General features: G+C 64.7%; 22 protein-coding genes and 2 pseudogenes. 21 read left to right on the forward strand and 3 right to left on the reverse strand.

Annotated features, from left to right (window positions below):
• The first annotated feature begins 119 nt into the window (after positions 1-119).
• The 9 genes from TVNIR_RS03300 (at position 120) to TVNIR_RS03335 (ending at position 4763) form a co-directional block, all read left to right on the forward strand.
• Entirely contained in the window at positions 120-1475 is a 1356-nt protein-coding gene (locus TVNIR_RS03300) for a plasmid recombination protein (RefSeq protein ID WP_015257555.1), read from the forward strand.
• The gene (locus TVNIR_RS21205; protein ID WP_418081241.1) at positions 1396-2055 is read left to right on the forward strand and encodes an ElyC/SanA/YdcF family protein; all 660 of its coding nucleotides are present in this window, start codon (positions 1396-1398) and stop codon (positions 2053-2055) included. Before TVNIR_RS03300 ends, TVNIR_RS21205 begins: the two co-directional genes overlap by 80 nt.
• On the forward strand, positions 1982-2140 hold the full coding sequence (locus tag TVNIR_RS03305) for a type II toxin-antitoxin system HicB family antitoxin (RefSeq protein WP_237251722.1): 159 nt from the start codon (positions 1982-1984) through the stop codon (positions 2138-2140). Before TVNIR_RS21205 ends, TVNIR_RS03305 begins: the two co-directional genes overlap by 74 nt.
• A 3-nt stretch (positions 2141-2143) precedes the next feature.
• On the forward strand, positions 2144-2371 hold the full coding sequence (locus tag TVNIR_RS03310; protein WP_043739210.1) for a type II toxin-antitoxin system HicA family toxin: 228 nt from the start codon (positions 2144-2146) through the stop codon (positions 2369-2371).
• A 75-nt stretch (positions 2372-2446) separates the two neighbouring features.
• Positions 2447-2719 (forward strand): YdcF family protein, encoded by a 273-nt coding sequence (locus TVNIR_RS03315; RefSeq protein ID WP_015257558.1) that lies wholly within the window; start codon positions 2447-2449, stop codon positions 2717-2719.
• Positions 2720-3065: 346 nt separating this feature from the next.
• A complete protein-coding gene (locus TVNIR_RS03320; RefSeq protein WP_043739212.1) occupies positions 3066-3410 on the forward strand; it encodes a nucleotidyltransferase domain-containing protein in 345 nt (114 codons plus the stop codon).
• A gap of 14 nt (positions 3411-3424) precedes the next feature.
• Complete coding sequence (locus TVNIR_RS03325; RefSeq protein WP_237251723.1) at positions 3425-3796, forward strand: HEPN domain-containing protein; 372 nt, start codon at positions 3425-3427, stop codon at positions 3794-3796.
• 296 nt (positions 3797-4092) lie between these two features.
• Complete coding sequence (locus TVNIR_RS03330; RefSeq protein ID WP_015257561.1) at positions 4093-4329, forward strand: type II toxin-antitoxin system Phd/YefM family antitoxin; 237 nt, start codon at positions 4093-4095, stop codon at positions 4327-4329.
• A complete protein-coding gene (locus TVNIR_RS03335; RefSeq protein ID WP_015257562.1) occupies positions 4329-4763 on the forward strand; it encodes a type II toxin-antitoxin system VapC family toxin in 435 nt (144 codons plus the stop codon). The genes TVNIR_RS03330 and TVNIR_RS03335 overlap by 1 nt, the downstream gene beginning before the upstream one ends.
• A 15-nt stretch (positions 4764-4778) precedes the next feature.
• Here the strand turns inward: TVNIR_RS03335 and TVNIR_RS03340 are convergent, their stop codons facing one another.
• Both TVNIR_RS03340 and TVNIR_RS03345 read right to left on the reverse strand, forming a co-directional pair.
• Positions 4779-5210 carry a PIN domain-containing protein gene (locus tag TVNIR_RS03340; RefSeq protein ID WP_015257563.1) on the reverse strand — a complete coding sequence of 144 codons (432 nt, stop codon included), beginning with the start codon at positions 5208-5210 and terminating at the stop codon, positions 4779-4781.
• The gene (locus TVNIR_RS03345) at positions 5197-5427 is read right to left on the reverse strand and encodes a DUF6364 family protein (RefSeq protein ID WP_015257564.1); all 231 of its coding nucleotides are present in this window, start codon (positions 5425-5427) and stop codon (positions 5197-5199) included. Before TVNIR_RS03345 ends, TVNIR_RS03340 begins: the two co-directional genes overlap by 14 nt.
• 138 nt (positions 5428-5565) lie before the next feature.
• Here TVNIR_RS03345 and TVNIR_RS03350 point away from each other — a divergent pair, with 138 nt between their 5' ends.
• The 5 genes and pseudogenes from TVNIR_RS03350 (at position 5566) to TVNIR_RS03370 (ending at position 9287) form a co-directional block, all read left to right on the forward strand.
• Positions 5566-5877 carry an ElyC/SanA/YdcF family protein gene (locus TVNIR_RS03350; RefSeq protein WP_015257565.1) on the forward strand — a complete coding sequence of 104 codons (312 nt, stop codon included), beginning with the start codon at positions 5566-5568 and terminating at the stop codon, positions 5875-5877.
• A gap of 62 nt (positions 5878-5939) precedes the next feature.
• The gene (locus TVNIR_RS03355) at positions 5940-6275 is read left to right on the forward strand and encodes a helix-turn-helix transcriptional regulator (RefSeq protein ID WP_237251724.1); all 336 of its coding nucleotides are present in this window, start codon (positions 5940-5942) and stop codon (positions 6273-6275) included.
• Positions 6265-7581, forward strand: a complete 1317-nt coding sequence (locus TVNIR_RS03360; RefSeq protein ID WP_015257567.1) for a type II toxin-antitoxin system HipA family toxin — start codon at positions 6265-6267, stop codon at positions 7579-7581. The genes TVNIR_RS03355 and TVNIR_RS03360 overlap by 11 nt, the downstream gene beginning before the upstream one ends.
• A gap of 29 nt (positions 7582-7610) precedes the next feature.
• Positions 7611-7890, forward strand: a pseudogene (locus TVNIR_RS03365) (hypothetical protein); the annotation flags it as partial.
• Between the two features lie 239 nt (positions 7891-8129).
• The gene (locus tag TVNIR_RS03370) at positions 8130-9287 is read left to right on the forward strand and encodes an ATP-binding protein (protein WP_015257569.1); all 1158 of its coding nucleotides are present in this window, start codon (positions 8130-8132) and stop codon (positions 9285-9287) included.
• A gap of 72 nt (positions 9288-9359) precedes the next feature.
• Here TVNIR_RS03370 and TVNIR_RS18625 read toward each other — a convergent pair.
• A pseudogene (locus TVNIR_RS18625) lies at positions 9360-9536 on the reverse strand (transposase); the annotation flags it as partial.
• A gap of 170 nt (positions 9537-9706) precedes the next feature.
• Here TVNIR_RS18625 and TVNIR_RS19565 point away from each other — a divergent pair.
• The 7 genes from TVNIR_RS19565 (at position 9707) to TVNIR_RS03405 (ending at position 14763) form a co-directional block, all read left to right on the forward strand.
• The gene (locus TVNIR_RS19565) at positions 9707-9886 is read left to right on the forward strand and encodes a hypothetical protein (protein WP_043739218.1); all 180 of its coding nucleotides are present in this window, start codon (positions 9707-9709) and stop codon (positions 9884-9886) included.
• Between the two features lie 452 nt (positions 9887-10338).
• Positions 10339-10689, forward strand: a complete 351-nt coding sequence (locus TVNIR_RS03380) for a type II toxin-antitoxin system MqsR family toxin (protein ID WP_006749173.1) — start codon at positions 10339-10341, stop codon at positions 10687-10689.
• A complete protein-coding gene (locus TVNIR_RS03385) occupies positions 10689-11258 on the forward strand; it encodes a type II toxin-antitoxin system MqsA family antitoxin (protein WP_015257571.1) in 570 nt (189 codons plus the stop codon). The genes TVNIR_RS03380 and TVNIR_RS03385 overlap by 1 nt, the downstream gene beginning before the upstream one ends.
• Positions 11255-11719, forward strand: coding sequence for a protein-export chaperone SecB (locus TVNIR_RS19570; protein WP_157092176.1), 465 nt, complete (start codon positions 11255-11257; stop codon positions 11717-11719). The genes TVNIR_RS03385 and TVNIR_RS19570 overlap by 4 nt, the downstream gene beginning before the upstream one ends.
• 448 nt (positions 11720-12167) lie before the next feature.
• A complete protein-coding gene (locus TVNIR_RS03395) occupies positions 12168-12941 on the forward strand; it encodes a YdcF family protein (RefSeq protein ID WP_015257575.1) in 774 nt (257 codons plus the stop codon).
• A gap of 219 nt (positions 12942-13160) precedes the next feature.
• Entirely contained in the window at positions 13161-13874 is a 714-nt protein-coding gene (gene abiEi, locus TVNIR_RS03400; RefSeq protein WP_015257576.1) for a type IV toxin-antitoxin system AbiEi family antitoxin, read from the forward strand.
• The gene (locus tag TVNIR_RS03405; protein WP_015257577.1) at positions 13867-14763 is read left to right on the forward strand and encodes a nucleotidyl transferase AbiEii/AbiGii toxin family protein; all 897 of its coding nucleotides are present in this window, start codon (positions 13867-13869) and stop codon (positions 14761-14763) included. The genes abiEi and TVNIR_RS03405 overlap by 8 nt, the downstream gene beginning before the upstream one ends.
• The last annotated feature ends 44 nt before the right edge of the window (positions 14764-14807 follow it).

Here is a 14807-nt window from a genome sequence, read left to right on the forward strand (position 1 = left end):
CTTGGAAGGTATAGACCTTAACATCTAATTTACTAGACGTTAAGGTCAATCTTGGGCGCTCGCCAAGGTCTCTCAGCCGAGGGGTGCGCCCTCTGGACCCCCACCCGAGGGCCTCGATTATGTCGAAGTATGTCTCGATCCGGTTGGAAACCGCGACCCGTTCGGCACATGGCGGCCAGCGCGCGCACGATCTCCGATCCGGCGAGATGCCCGATTATGTGGACCCGCTCCGCAGCAAGGACAACTCCTATCTGATCAAGGCGCCCAATGCCCGCACGATGGCCTCGAAGTGCCTGACGCGCCGGCAGTCACGGACCGACCTGAGGCGGAAGGCGCGCAGCATCCGGAAAGATGGCATCGTCGCGCTCAAGGGCCTCCTGGGTTTTTCCGCGAAAGCGCAGCCCGAAATCGAATCCCTGGCCAAGGAAGATCAGGATCGGCGGTTCAAGAAGGCGGCCGAGGCGGTCGCCGCCGCGCTGGGCACGACGCTCGTCGGTCTGGTCGTGCACCGCGATGAAGCGGTTCTGCACGCACACTTTGTTCTGGATGGCTACGGCCACGACGGCAAGCCGCTCTCGACCAAGCTGACCAAGGGTACGTGTTCAGGTCTTCAGGATACCGTCGCCACGGCCTACGCCGACCTCGGGATTACCCGCGGCAAGTACCTCGCGGAGCGAATCCAGGACGGCGAGGACTACTCGAAGACCATTCATCGCAGCGTGCGCGAATTGCACCGGGATCTGCCACGTGAACTGGAGGCCGTACGCGCCCAGGTCGCAGCGAAACGGGCCGAGTTGGATGCGCTCGAAAAGGCGATGGCTGACGTGGAGCTGCCGGCGCCCCAGGAAGTCGAGGTCGTCACCGGCCGGTCGATGGGCTTTCCCCAGACCGAAATGCGCCCGTTGTATACGGTCGCCGCCATCTCCAAGGCCATGAAGAACGCCCGCGCGAAACAGAAGCTGGCCGAGGACAAGGCCGCGAAGGCCGCAAGGGACCTGGAGGACCAGACGCGGGAACTGGAGCGGCTGCAGCGGGTGAAGCAGGCGCTCGAAGACGCGGAACAGGCCTGGCCGAGGGTGGCGTATGCGGGCGGCCCCTACCTGGACTTCGATTTCCTGCAGGCGCTGCGCACGCCGATCGAGACCCGGTACGAAGCGCTGTTGCAGGAGCAGCACGACGGCCAGATGGTGATCGCGCCGCCGCAGGCCGCGAGCGCCCGGCAAATCGGCGCGGCCCTTTGCTCGGCGATTCGCGATCGCGGATGGGAGCGCGCCATCGTGACGGCCAGCGATGAGGTCGCCGCGGTCATCCGCGACTTGGCGCAGGAAGAAGGGGTGGTCGGCCGGCTCACCTTTACCCGACAGGGGATCGACTTCAAGACCCGCGGGCCATCTCTTGCCCCCGGGACGCCATCCGGTCAGCCTGAAGTCGATCCCGTGCGACCCCGGTCCGACTCGGCGCCAGGGGCCAGGTAAGCGGCTCGCCCGGTTCCGGCGGCGGGACGCCGACCGCTCCCTCGAGGCGCTGCCAGAGGCACGCTTGCGGGTCAGCGGCGCGAGCCGGGATGCCGGTCGTCTGCCGGTGGCGCTCGGCTACGCGCAGGCGGCGCAGGCGCTGGGCGTGGATCCCGCGCGCATCGTGGTGCTGGATACCCCGGTCGATACCGCGCAGGAGGCGTACGCGGTGCAGGCGGTGCTCTTGGACGGCGAGCGCTTCTTCCGGGTGACGTCGGCCTCGCACCTGCGGCGCGCGGTGCGGCATTTCGAGCGCGCGGGGCTTGAACCGATTCCGGCGCCGACGGGATTCAAGACGGGGCCCGACCCGGCGGCCATTCGGCGGCGCACCGTCGACCTGTTTGATACTATGCATCCACACTCCTGTCAGGGCACTGGGGACTGTCGTCGCCCGTCCAAAACCTGGAGGCTTGATCATGAGACAGTACTCTGCAGTCGTCGAACGCTGCCCGCTGACCGGGTATTACGTGGGCTTCATTCCCGGATTCCCTGGTGCGCACAGTCAGGCGGAAACGTTGGACGAGTTACAAAGCAACCTTAAGGAAGTCATCGAGATGCTGCTGGAGGACGGCGAGCCGCAGTTGGAATCCGAGTTCGTGGGAGTTCAACAGATCGCAGTTGCCTGAGCGGTGGGCAATCTTCCCGTTCTTAAACCTCGCGAAGTCGTTGCAATCCTTTTGCGGCTCGGTTTCGTCGAGGTTCGCCAAAGAGGTTCGCATAAGCAATTCAGGCATCCGGATGGAAGAGCGACAACGGTGCCATTCCACGCCGGCCGGGACATCTCCACACCGTTGCTGCGGCAGATCATCAAGGATATCGGGCTCACCCCCGACGATTTTCTGACCAACCATGGATGACCCGGTGCGCGGCAAGCCCCGCCGATCAGGGTGGGGAAGGATCGCGCGGACGGCGAAGCCGTCCTGGGTTTTCTAGTGTGGCGTCCGCTGCTCTTCGATGTACTGGCGGACGGCGAGCGCTTCTTCCGGGTGACGTCGGCCTCGCACATGCCGCGCTCGGTGCGGCATTTCGAGCGCGCGGGGCTTTCACCCATTGCATCGCCGACGCACTACCTGACCGGGCGCGGTCGGCCGGTGCGGCTCTCGTACTGGGTGCCGTCCTCGGATGCGCTGCGCAAGACCGAGCGTGCGGTGTACGAGTACCTGGGGCTGCGGGCGCTGGAGCTCGATCACCGGCGCGGGTTGTAGGGGGGTGGTGCGCCCGCTGCGCGGGCGTTCGCTTGCAGGCAAGCTCCTGCAGGGGGTGGTTTTCGCGGGAGAGGGTAATCGTAAGCTGTTGTGTTTGCCTGCTATGTGGGTGCGTAGTAGCGTAAGGTAAGGATGCTTACCTTAATGGGTTTGTGGGCATGCGTGCGGATTGGGCGTTTTATCGCCGGCAGATGGAGTTGCGACAGCTACAGGATAAAGGTTTCCGGGCGTCGCTGGTTTTTTTTGCAGATCTCCGGGCGACGTCGGATCGGTTAGACGGCCCTGATTCAGCAGGCCCTGCGTACGGCTGGTTTTGGTGCCCTTATGATGGAGCGTGGCCCGAGTCATGAAACCAACTGAGCTCGACCCCGTGACCGACCACGCCGTACGTGCCTTCGTGGATCGGTTGGCGGGTCGTTTTGATGTGGCTTGGGCGGTGGTCTACGGGAGCCGTGCCCGACATGAGCACCGCCAGGACAGTGATGCCGATGTCGCGGTTGTTCTCCATGGGGCGAAAGGCCCCTTCCTCGACACCAAGCTGGCTATGGCGGACGTGGCTTATGACGTGCTGCTGGACACGGGGGTTCTGATCCAGCCGTTGCCGATCTGGGAAGAGGAATGGAGGCATCCGGAGGCATTCATGAACCCGGCTCTGTTGCGGAACATCAGCCGTGAAGGGGTGCGGATATGACACCGGAAGCGCTGATGAGCAAAGCGGTCCGCGCGTTGGAGTCCGCCAGATTGCTGCTGGGTTCCGGCGACATCGACGGAGCGTGCAATCGCGCCTATTTCGCTATGTTCGACGCGGCCAAGGCGGCCTTGATCGAGCTTGTTCCAGATATCGATCCAGCGCTCGCCAAGACCCATAGTGGCCTGATCTCGGCTTTCAGTCTGCATCTCGTGAAGGGAGGAACTCTTCCGGTGGAGATGGGAAGATCCCTGAACCGGGCCCATGAAACTCGGCAGATTGCCGATTACACCGGCGATAAGGTCAGTCTGGAACAAGCGAAGGTTCTCGTCGAGCAAGCCAGCCTTTTTGTGGAAACCGCTCACGCGCGGATTCGAGCCGCCCCATAGCGTCGAGCGCCGAAATCGCCTTTTTCGGGCGGTTTCATGCCGCGCGCCTCGGGCCATGCGTCGCTGGAGCGCCACGGGCCTTTGGCCCTCGCGATGACGGGTAAGGGGGGCTGGCCGTGTAAGAGTGTGCCTTGCACGCGAACGGGCTTAGGTTGCGCACTCACCTCAGCCGCGCCTGCTTCCTGTCCATAAACCAGCGCGGGCAGGCACGTCACCGGCGAGCAGGATCCTCTTGGCTTGCCTTGACGAGGGTTTTTGTGTACACATGATGCGTACACATTGGGTCCGGGGGCCACATGAAAGAAGTCAGCGTCCGCGACGCGCGCGAACAGCTTTCCCGCATCCTGAAAGCCGTGGAGCGGGGCGAGGAGGTCAGCATCCTGCGTCGGGGTCGGCCCGTCGCGCGCGTGGTGCGTCCTCTGGGCGATCCCCCGAGGTTTCGTTCCCGTGCGGACTTGCGGCAGAGCCTGCCGGCCATGCGGGAGACGGCCGTCGATACGGTCCGCACACTGCGGGATAGCGAACGCTACTGATGTTCTACGCGGACACCAGCGCGGTCCTGCCGTTTTACCGCAGCGAACCCGCCAGCGACACCATCGAGCAGCTCTTGCTCGTGCAGCGCCAGCCACCCGTCATTAGTGACCTGGTGCGTGTGGAGTTTGCTTCGGCACTGGCCCGGTGGGTCCGCATGGAGGAACTGGACGAAGCCCAGGCCAACCGGATCGAGTCGGCGTTTCACGAAGACGTTCGCGAGGGGCGTTATCGCCTCGTGGCGCTGGACCCCGGCGTGTTTGCGCGAGCTATGCACTGGCTGCTCACGCGTCATACCCGCCTGAGGACGCTGGACGCCCTGCATCTGGCCTGCGCCGAGGCCAGCGAAGCGCCCTTGCTGACCCTCGATCAGGCACTCCTGGCGTCCGCGGAATTCTTCGGCGTCGCTACCTTTTCCGATTGCAAGCCCGAGTAGCGTTTGCGAGCAGGGTCAGGGCTTACCTGGCCCAGCCACGAAGGGGTTGACGATCTCTACGCCGGCAAACCGACGCCCTGCCTGCATGTCTTCGGAGAACAGGACGGCACAATCGGCCTGGATCGCCATCTGCACGATCATCGCGTCCCAGAAAGAAAGCTGGTGTTCGATAGACAACCGCGCCGCCGATACCACGTCATCGGTCCGAGGCGTCATCACATCGGCGCGAGCAAACAACATCAGCTTTTCGGTCGCAATACCGGGGTCGACACCCAGCTTGCGGGTTGCGGCCCAGAAATACTCCTGCAGCACCTGGATCGAGATCACCGCACGCCCCTGGCTTCTATGCTCCTGCCACAGCGACAAGGCGCGATCCTGCTTTTCCGGCGCATCCAGGTCGTCGGTGTAGACCAGTAGGTTGGTATCGAAAAAGCTACGAGCGCTCATGCACTTCGTTACGGTTGAAGCGCCAGTCGCCGCGCCGGCCCTGCGATAACCGGCTCAATTCGCGCAGACGTTCGAACTCTTGGCTCGGTTCGTGCTGCCCGGCAAGTTCCTCGAGGTATTCGCGAATCAACTGGTTCAGACTCTTGCCACGGCGGGCCGCCTCGGCCCTTGCCCTCTCGATCAACCTTTCTTCGGCCGACAATGTGATGTTCTTCATGATCTTTTATCCTGTGCACACAGGCACACAGAATAGCATAGGGATCGGCCCACAGGGGCCGGCGGCATCGATGCGTTGCATACATGCCGCCGGCCCTTTCTTTGTACCTGATTCCTCGATCCGACCGGATTCTGATCCATGCTCGCCACCCTGAAGCAGGCACTCGGGGTGCCCGCCACGCGCAGCGGGGTGTTGGACACCCCGGTCGATACCGCGCAAGAGGCGTACGCGGTGCGGGATCTGCTGGGGACCGAGGCGCACTTCGTCCTGGTGACGTCGGCCTCGCACTGGCGGCGCGCTGTGCGCCACTTCGAGCGCGCGGGACTCACGCCGATTCCGGCCCCCACGGGATTCAAGACCGGCAGCGAGCGGGTGCGCACGCTGGGGTACTGGCTGCCCTCGGCCGGCAACCTGCGCAAGACGCAGCGGGTGGGCGCCTTCACGAAATGACTGCTAAAATAGGCAACAAGATCTTTCGTGACTAGTTAAATAGGCAATCGGGGCGTAACGTGATGAGCCGAAAGGAGCGAACCTTTTCCCGGTATGCGCGCGAGGCGGCGACGTTGCTCGGGCACAGGATTCGGCTCGGCCGCCTGGAACGCCGATGGACTGAGCAGGAACTGGCCGACCGCGCGGGCATCTCGCGGGCAACGCTTCAGAAGATCGAGAAGGCGGAACTGACGGTCGCCATCGGCCTGGTCTTCGAGGTCGCCGCCCTGGTCGGCGTGGTCCTGTTCGAAGCGGACCGGGAATCGCTTGCCCGGCACACCGCCCGCGCCGATGAGAAGCTCGCCCTGTTGCCCGCGGCCGTGCGCAAATCGGGAAAGCCGGTGGACGATGCGTTCTGAAAGTCTGCTTAAGGAAGCCTTCGTCTGGGTGTGGCTGCCCGGCGCAGTCGAACCGGTGGTGGCCGGTAAACTCACCGCGGAGGGGAGCCGGCTCCTGTTCCATTACGGCCAGCGCTATCTCGCTCGGGATGACGCGATTGCGCTCTACGAACCGGAATTGCCGCTGCGGCCCGGGGTGCTTCCCTTGCGTTCCGGGTTGAGCATGCCGGGTTGCATCCGGGACGCGTCTCCGGATGCCTGGGGTCGCCGGGTGATCGTGAACCGGATGCTCGGGGTCCGTGGGGCGAGTGCCGATACGGGCCAGCTCGACGAACTCACGTATCTCCTGGAATCCGGCTCCGACCGCGCGGGAGCGCTGGATTTCCAGCACTCGCCCACGGAATACGTACCCAGGGAAGCAGATCCGGCGTCGCTCGAACAACTGCAGGAAGCCGCTGAGCGCGTCGAGCACGGACTGCCGCTCAGCGAGGAACTGGCTCAGGCGTTGCAGCACGGTACGTCGCTTGGTGGCGCCCGGCCAAAGGCCCAGATCGCGGGTGAAGGGAAAAAGTACATCGCCAAGTTTTCCTCCGCGAGCGACCTCTTTCCGGTGGTGAAGGCGGAGTTCGTCGCGATGCGGTTGGCCGCTCGGGCCGGGCTGAACGTGGCGACGGTGGCGCTGGACCGCTCGCTGAACAAGGACGTGCTGCTCATCGAGCGCTTCGACCGTGTGCTTGCGTCGGACGGATGGCAGCGCAGGCTGATGGTGTCGGCACTCACGCTGCTGGAACTCGACGAGATGATGGCGCGCTACGCGAGCTACGAGGACCTCGCGGAACGCGTGCGCCATCGTTTTGCCGACGCCTCCGCCACCCTCCGGGAGCTCTTCGGCCGGCTCGTGTTCAATATCCTGTGCGGCAATACCGACGACCATGCGCGCAATCACGCCGCATTCTGGGACGGCCAGTCGCTGCGCCTGACGCCTGCGTTCGACCTCTGTCCGCAGAATCGTACCGGCAACGAGGCCTCGCAGGCGATGCTCATCACGGGAGCGGAACGCCTGAGCCGGATCTCCGCCTGCCTGCACGCGGCCCGGCATTTTCTGCTTTCGCGCGACGAGGCGATCGATCTGGTCGGCCGGCAGGTGAGGGCGATCGTCGAACACTGGAGCGGCACCTGTGACGACGCCGATCTCGGTGCGGTCGATCGGACGTTGCTCCGGGGCCGACAGTTCCTGAACCCCTTCGCCTTCGAGGATCTCGAAGGCGACGCCGCACACCTGAAAACCCTGGCCGAAGCATGGCGTGCCGGCGCTCCGAGGACTTGAGATCCGGGATTCCGAACGATCGGGAACCGGGCGATGCCGCGGCCGCGCAGGCACTCGGTGTGGATCCCGCACGCATCGTGGTGCTGGACACCCTGGGCGACACCGCGCAGGGGGGCGTACGCGGTGCGGCACTTCGAGCGGGCGGGGCTTGCGCCGATTCCGGCGCCCACGGGATTCAAGACGGGGAGCGAGCGGGTGCGCACGCTGGCGTACTGGTTGCCGTCGGCCGGGAACCTGCGCAAGACCGAGCGGGCCGTTCAGGAGACGCTGGGCCTGCTCGCGCTGGAACTCGATCACCTGGGGCGGTAGGCGCGCGCCACGGGTGTCGGCGTTGGCCGCATCCCGGGTGGCGGTGGCCGCCGCCCGGTCAGGCGTTCGTCGCCCGCTTCGTCGACGGGCGGCGGGTCGGCTACCGCAACGGGCGTTGGTGCAAGCCCTGCGGAAGCCGTCCGCTGCGCGCGTTCACGAGCGGGCTCGCTCCCAAAGGGTGCGGGGAATGCCTCGGCTTCTGATTTGTGCCGATTGTAATCCGAACTTACAATCTGCACATGATCAAGAGAGACGCCGCCGTAACCGTCCAACAGTTGGCCGCCAGTTTCCCGGTGGTCGCGGTCACGGGGCCACGTCAGTCGGGCAAGAGCACCCTGGTGCGTGCGGTGTTTGCCGATCGCCCGTATGTGTCGCTGGAGGATCCGGATCGTCGCGAGTTTGCGACCGATGATCCTCGCGGTTTTCTGGAGCAGTACCCCGGGGGCGCGACCCTCGATGAGGTGCAGCGCTGTCCGGAGCTGTTTTCCTATCTCCAGACACGGGTCGATGCGTCCGGGCGGCTGGGCGAGTGGATCCTGACCGGATCGCAGCAGTTCGGGATGCTCTGCGCCGTGTCCCAGAGCCTGGCGGGCCGTGTGGGCATGCTGGCGCTGTTGCCATTCGCTTTGGGCGAGCTGCAGGCAGCGGGGCGGGAACCGGCCAGCGTGAATGACTGGTTGTGGGAGGGTGCCTACCCACCGGTTCATGACCGGCCCGTGGATCCGCGTCTCTGGTACGGGAGCTACGTGCAGACCTATCTTGAGCGTGACGTGCGCCAGCTCATCGAGGTGCGCGATCTTGCCGTGTTCCAGCGCTTTCTGCGGCTGGTGGCGGGTCGCACGGGTCAGTTGTTGAACCAGTCGGCGCTGGGCGAAGAGGTTGGCGTCAGTCACAACACGATTCGTGAGTGGCTGTCGGTGCTGGAGGCCAGCTACGTCATCCATCGTTTGCCGCCGCACCATCGCAATTTCAACAAGCGGTTGGTCAAGACCCCGAAGCTGTACATGCTGGATACGGGCCTTGCCTGCTGGCTGCTAGGCATCGAGAATGCCAGCCAACTGGCCACGCACCCCCTGCGAGGCGCGCTATTCGAGACGGCTGTGGTCGGCGAGTTTCTGAAGGCGTGCTGGAACCAGGGATTGCCGTCCAACCTCGCTTTCTGGCGGGATCGGGCCGGGCGGGAGGTGGACTTGGTCATCGATCGGGCCGGCATATTGCAGCCGGTGGAGATCAAGTCGGGGGCGACCCTCAGCCGTGATGCGTTCCGAGGGCTGGAACGTTGGTGCGCGTTGGCAGGCGCGGAAGGGTCATCGCCCCTGTTGGTGTACGCCGGGGAAGAGGAACGCGACCAACGCGGCGTCGCGGTCATGCCCTGGACTTCCCTGGGAAGACCTTGACCCGATGCGCGGCAAGCCCCGCCGTTCAGGGCGGGGAAGGATCGCGCGGACGGCGTAGCCGCCCTTGGGTCTTCAGGGTGGTGTCCGCTGCTGTTCGATGTACTGGCGGATGATCGCAATGGGCGCACCGTCACCGCTCCCGGCGAAATAGGACGGCGACCAGAGCGTGCCTTGCCCATACCGCGGCTCCAGGTCGGGCCGTTCCTTGCGCAGCAGGCGGCTGGCTACGCCCTTCAGACGGTTCACGACTTCGAGCGCGCGGGGCTTGCGCTGATTCAGGCGCCGACGGGATTCAAGACGGGGAGCGAGCGGGTGCGGACGCTGTCGTACTGGGTGCCGTCAGCCGGCAACCTGCGCAAGACGGAGCGGGCGATTCACGAGACTTTGGGCCTGCTGGCACGCGGCTCAACGACAAGTCGGTGCACCGCCTGATGGAGGGGCGGCGCCTGCTCGAGGCCCTGCCGGACGCGACGCTGGTGGTCAGTGGCGGCAGCCGCCGTGCCGACGAGGCGCCGGTGGCGCAGGGCTATGCCGCGGCGGCGCAGGTGGCGCGCATCCGCGAGCGGGATCCGCAGGGGGAGATTGTTCGGGTGGGGTAGGGTTTGGGGTGGTTGGGGCCGGCGTGTAGGAGCGTGCCTCGCACGCGAATGGGTATTGGGTGCGGCCCCGACGTTGGGCGCGCCTGCGGCGCGTTCGCGAGCAGGCTCGCTCCTACGGGGGTGTGGCCTACGTGGCAGTCCATGCGGCGGTTGGATCGCCGCGGGCCTTCGGCCCCCGCGATGACGGTGTGGCCGTCACTGCGAGCCCCCGCAGGGGGGCGTGATCCAGAACTGGCGAACGATCGAGGAGCAGCGGGCATGACCAGATTTTCTGGACCGTTGGGCCGTCGAAAGCCCGGAGAACGCCCGGCTGGTCGCCCAGGAACGTCTCATTACCCGGGTGACCAGAGGCACTCTGGCAGGAAATTGAAGAGGCCGGAGTCAACAAGGCGGACCTGGCTGTTTCCCTGTTTTTTCCCAAACCACTTGACGTTCCGTAGCCGGTAACCATAATGGTGAGTAACGAGCGATTCGCGAGCGCATGCCGGGATACACCGAGCTATGCGCTTTCGCGCGTGATCGAACTCGCCAAGACGGGTCGCGTTCGCTACGCGGGGAGCAGGGTGCAACGCGATGTGGAAAATCTGGCTTATCGACCGGAGGATGTGCATCGATGCCTCGCCTCGTTGAACGCGTGTCACTTCCATCGCTCCGAGCAGTACGAGCCTTCTGGACCCTGGTTTGATGTCTACCATGTGCGCTATGCCGGTCCTGCGGATGCCGTTGACGAACTCTACGTGAAGCTGAAGCTCGGACCGAATTGCCTGGTGGTCGTATTGGCCTCCTTTCACAGAGAACGCTAATGACTGAAACCTCTTCGATTTGCCCCGTATGCGAAAGCGGGGCGCTGCAGCCGCACCGCTACAGCGACACGTTCCAGCATCAGGGCAAGAGCCTGGTGGTGGACGATCTGGAGGGCTATCTGTGTCCGGAGTGCGGAGCGGATCCAGTGTTTGAGGATCAGATTCGTCGCAACCACACGCGGATCTCCGATGCGCGTCGTGAAGCGGATGGGCTTCTCACCGGGGAACAGATCCGGCGCTTGCGCGAGCATTTGGGGCTTAGGCAACGTGATGCGTCCGCGCTCTTTGGTGGTGGCGCGAACGCGTTCTCCAAGTACGAGCGCGGGGAAGTTATCCAGAGCGTTGCGATGGATCGCCTGTTGCGACTGGTGGGACGCTATCCTGCTTTGCTGCAAGAGTTGGCCTCACCGCCAGCAGAGTCCCTTGGATCCGTGGCGCCCAAGCACGGTGAATACGTGGGTGGGGATCCCGTTCGTCTGCAGGGTCCGGCGCGGCACGGACAGGCACAGCGTGGCGACGGATTCGTCGTCGTGAGCCTGGCCAAGTGGACCAAGGACCGCGCGGCGTGAGCACGGCGGATTCCACTCTGCTTCAGCAGGCCGTCGCAGGCCTTCGCCTGCATGACATCGTGCTGTATGAATCCCACTTTGTTCATGGGGAGCCGTTTCCCGAAGCGGAAGAATTGGCTGCTGTTCAACAGCATAAGCGCGGCGTGAGTTATCGCGTCACGGCATTTGGAAGCGAGGAAGCTGCCGGGAAAAGGCTACAGGTCGTGGTTTCGCTCGGAGAACGGGTCGTGGACGATGACAGCAAGGACGAACCCACGATCTATTTTGGTGTGGAAGCCGAGTACATGGTGATCTACGAGCTTGTCACCGACGTGTCCGATGAAGCCCTGCATGCCTTCAGCAATCTGAATGCAGTGCACAACGTGTGGCCGTTCTGGCGTCAGCATGTCTTCGACCTGATCGGCAAAGCGCGACTGCCACCGCTTCAAATCCCGCTGTTCTCGGGGGGCGCAGACGGCTAGGGAAGTACTGAACAAAAGGCCCTGTCATTGCGATCGAAGCGCGGCACTATGCGCGTGGTGCGTTGAATTCAGCAGGCGGGGAACGAAAAAGGCAGTGCCGGCGCTGCCGCCAACAAAGCCTCCGCGTTGGATTCTGCGAGAGCTGGGCGCGTATGGCAAGGCGGGGCGTTGGAAGCCGTGCCCGGTCAGCCTCGCCTGAAACACGAACACGCGCTGGGTTGGGCATGGCCGGATCTGCCGAAGAATGCCCGGCAGATTGTACGTGTCGTCGCGTGCCGGTTCTTGATGCTTCCGTTCTTCCTCGGGGAGGGCATTCAGTGATCCGTGCTCGAGGCGCTGGCGAACGCCGGCGCCGTAATCACGCACTTGCAAGAGCGCGAATCGATAGGCCCCGAGTTACAACATTCGGTCGTCGCGCGTTTCCAGCGATTGATCTTCGTCTAACCTCATGCTCGACCTCTTCAAATCCCTCGTCGGCGCCCTCGCCGCACCCCTGGCGCTGGCGACCCTGCTCGTACTATTCGCCGCGCTCGTGTGGTCGCTCGGCCGGCGTGGGCTCGGGCGTCTGCTGCTGGTGCTGGGCCTGCTGCTGGTCTTCCTGGCGTCCTGGGCTCCGGTTGCGAACCGGCTGCTGGCGCCGTTGGAGGGTGCCTATCCCCCGGTGTCGGATCCCCGGGATCACGGGAACGTCACGGCGGTGGTGGTGCTCGGCGCGGGGTGGGACCCGGACCTGGCGGCGCCGGCCTCGATGCGGTTGAACACGAGTTCGTCGGTGCGCCTGCTGGAAGGCTTGCGCCTGCTCGAGGCCCTGCCGGACGCACGACTGCTGGTGAGCGGCGCGAGCCGGGACGCGACGCGCCTGCCGGTGGCGCTGGGTTACGCGCAGGCGGCGCAGGCACTCGGCGTGGATCCCGCGCGCATCGTGATGCTGGACACGCCCACGGACACCGCGCAGGAGGCGTACGCGGCGCGGGCGGTGCTCGCGGACGGCGAGCGCTTCTTCCTGGTGACGTCGGCCTCGCACATGCGGCGGGCGGTGCGCCACTTCGAGCGCGCGGGACTTGAACCGATTCCAGCGCCCACGGGATTCAAGACGGGGAGCGAGCGGGTGCGGACGCTGGCGTACTGGTTGCCGTCGGCCGGCAACCTGCGCAAGACCGAGCGCGCGGTGCACGAGACCCTGGGACTGCTGGCGCTGGAACTCGATCACCGGGGACGGTAGGCGCGCGTCCCGCGTGTCGGCGTTGGCCGCCGCCCGGTCACGCGTCTGTCCCCCGCTTCGTCGACGGGCGGCGGGTCGGCTACCGCAATGGGCGTTTGTGCAAGCCCCGCGGAAGCCGTGCCTGCCGAACGGTCGCGCGCCCCTCGCCCTCACCGCACGGGGGTGCCTGTCCGCCGCCCTGAAATTCTTTGTCGCCATCCTCCTCCACTGGAGCGGTTCGTGTGGCGTCTGCTGTTGTTGCTCGATGTATTGCCGGATGGTTTCGAGGGACGCAACGCGCTGGAGCTGCCACAAACCGGAACAGAGGTCTTTCCCATCGGGTTGCGGGTCCCGGTTTCAGGATTCAGGTTTACGGAAAAGCAGTGTTCTAATGGTGTTTCTGTATACTTGTGGGCCATGGAGCAGTCTGTTGCGATCAAGACATTGGCCGAGTGGGCCCGGGCTGGGCGCGTCGTGTTTACCGTGGGGGATCTGGCCAAGCTGTTTCCTGCGGATCAGCGGCGGACCCTGCTGGCTGCGCTCGGGAGGTTGGTAGACGAGGGCGTGCTGGCGCGGGCGTGCCGCGGTGTGTATGTGTATGTACTGACGGGCGATCCGGGTTCCGATGTGATCGAACGCATTGCTGTGGCCCTGCGCCGTGGCCACTACAGTTACACCAGCCTGGAATCGGCGCTGTCGGAGTATGGGGCGATTTCACAGATTCCGGTCGATCGCCTGACGGCCATGACGACGGGCCGATCGGGCGTGTATCGAACGCCCTGGGGCACCATTGAATTCACTCATACCAAGCGGTCGCCGGCCGATATTCTGGAAAACACACGCCGGGTGGGCCGGCCGCTACGCATGGCCACACCGCAAGCGGCCTGGCGTGATCTCAAGCGGGTGGGCCGCAACACCCATCTGGTCGATGAGCGGGCCCTGGCCGATGACTGACCGGGTCGATTTCGCCGCGCTGACCGCTCGGGCGATGGCGCAGTCGGGTCGTGGCCACATGCGCCCGGTGATCGAAAAGGAACTGCTGCACTACGACATCCTGTTCGGGCTCGACCGCGACGGGCTGCTCGATGAGTTGACGTTTCAGGGCGGGACGGCGCTTCGTCTGTGCTACGGCTCACCCCGTTTCAGCGAGGCTCTGGACTTTGCCGGCGGACGCGACTTTTCGCGCGCGCGGGTCGACGGGATCAGGGCCGCACTGGAAACCTACATCGGCCAGCGCTATGGCCTCGAGGTGATCGTGCGCGAGCCGGCCGAGCTCGTCGATGATCCGGGCTGCCGCGGCATTCACGTCGACACCTGGCAGATCGCGATCGTCACCGCACCCACACGGCCTGACGTTCCGCGGCAGCGGATCAAGCTCGAAATCGCCAATGTCGAGGCCTATTCTCGACAGCCGCGCAGCCTCCGTCTCAACTATGACTTTCTGCCCGATGGCTACGGCGATACGCTGGTGTTGGCCGAATCGCTGGATGAGATCATGGCCGACAAGCTGGTGTCGCTGGTCAATAATCAGCGCTACGTGCGCCATCGGGATATCTGGGATTTGCGCTGGCTCAAGCAGCAGGGGGCGGCGGTCAATCCGGGGTGGGTCGCAAGCAAGATCGAGGACTACCGCATCACCGACTACCGCGACCGGCTGGACGACCTGCGCGCCAGACTGCCTGCCATCGTCCGTAGCGCTGCCTTTGCCCAGGAAATGAACCGCTTTCTGCCGGTTGACGTGCAGCAACGAACCCTTGCAAAACCCAAGTTCCTGGATTTTCTTGCCAGCGAGATTGATGGTCTGCTGACAACGGTTCGGAGCGCGCTACAGTCTGGGCGATGAAATGCGATGTCGACAAGGACGATCAGCAGAACCGGTCCGGCGGA

The sequence above is a fragment of the Thioalkalivibrio nitratireducens DSM 14787 genome (assembly GCF_000321415.2).
Taxonomy (GTDB): domain Bacteria; phylum Pseudomonadota; class Gammaproteobacteria; order Ectothiorhodospirales; family Ectothiorhodospiraceae; genus Thioalkalivibrio; species Thioalkalivibrio nitratireducens.

Bases quoted from the DNA above. Each gene is read 5' to 3' on its own strand.
- TVNIR_RS03360 (WP_015257567.1), top strand. From the start codon at position 6,265: ATGCGTTCTGAAAGTCTGCTTAAGGAAGCCTTCGTCTGGGTGTGGCTG.
- TVNIR_RS03380 (WP_006749173.1), top strand. From the start codon at position 10,339: ATGGTGAGTAACGAGCGATTCGCGAGCGCATGCCGGGATACACCGAGC.
- TVNIR_RS03355 (WP_237251724.1), top strand. From the start codon at position 5,940: ATGAGCCGAAAGGAGCGAACCTTTTCCCGGTATGCGCGCGAGGCGGCG.
- TVNIR_RS03395 (WP_015257575.1), top strand. From the start codon at position 12,168: ATGCTCGACCTCTTCAAATCCCTCGTCGGCGCCCTCGCCGCACCCCTG.
- TVNIR_RS03350 (WP_015257565.1), top strand. From the start codon at position 5,566: ATGCTCGCCACCCTGAAGCAGGCACTCGGGGTGCCCGCCACGCGCAGC.
- TVNIR_RS03405 (WP_015257577.1), top strand. From the start codon at position 13,867: ATGACTGACCGGGTCGATTTCGCCGCGCTGACCGCTCGGGCGATGGCG.
- TVNIR_RS03345 (WP_015257564.1), bottom strand. From the start codon at position 5,427: ATGAAGAACATCACATTGTCGGCCGAAGAAAGGTTGATCGAGAGGGCA.
- TVNIR_RS03325 (WP_237251723.1), top strand. From the start codon at position 3,425: ATGAGCAAAGCGGTCCGCGCGTTGGAGTCCGCCAGATTGCTGCTGGGT.
- TVNIR_RS03300 (WP_015257555.1), top strand. From the start codon at position 120: ATGTCGAAGTATGTCTCGATCCGGTTGGAAACCGCGACCCGTTCGGCA.
- TVNIR_RS03335 (WP_015257562.1), top strand. From the start codon at position 4,329: ATGTTCTACGCGGACACCAGCGCGGTCCTGCCGTTTTACCGCAGCGAA.
- TVNIR_RS03370 (WP_015257569.1), top strand. From the start codon at position 8,130: ATGATCAAGAGAGACGCCGCCGTAACCGTCCAACAGTTGGCCGCCAGT.
- TVNIR_RS03340 (WP_015257563.1), bottom strand. From the start codon at position 5,210: ATGAGCGCTCGTAGCTTTTTCGATACCAACCTACTGGTCTACACCGAC.
- TVNIR_RS03385 (WP_015257571.1), top strand. From the start codon at position 10,689: ATGACTGAAACCTCTTCGATTTGCCCCGTATGCGAAAGCGGGGCGCTG.
- TVNIR_RS03330 (WP_015257561.1), top strand. From the start codon at position 4,093: ATGAAAGAAGTCAGCGTCCGCGACGCGCGCGAACAGCTTTCCCGCATC.
- TVNIR_RS03320 (WP_043739212.1), top strand. From the start codon at position 3,066: ATGAAACCAACTGAGCTCGACCCCGTGACCGACCACGCCGTACGTGCC.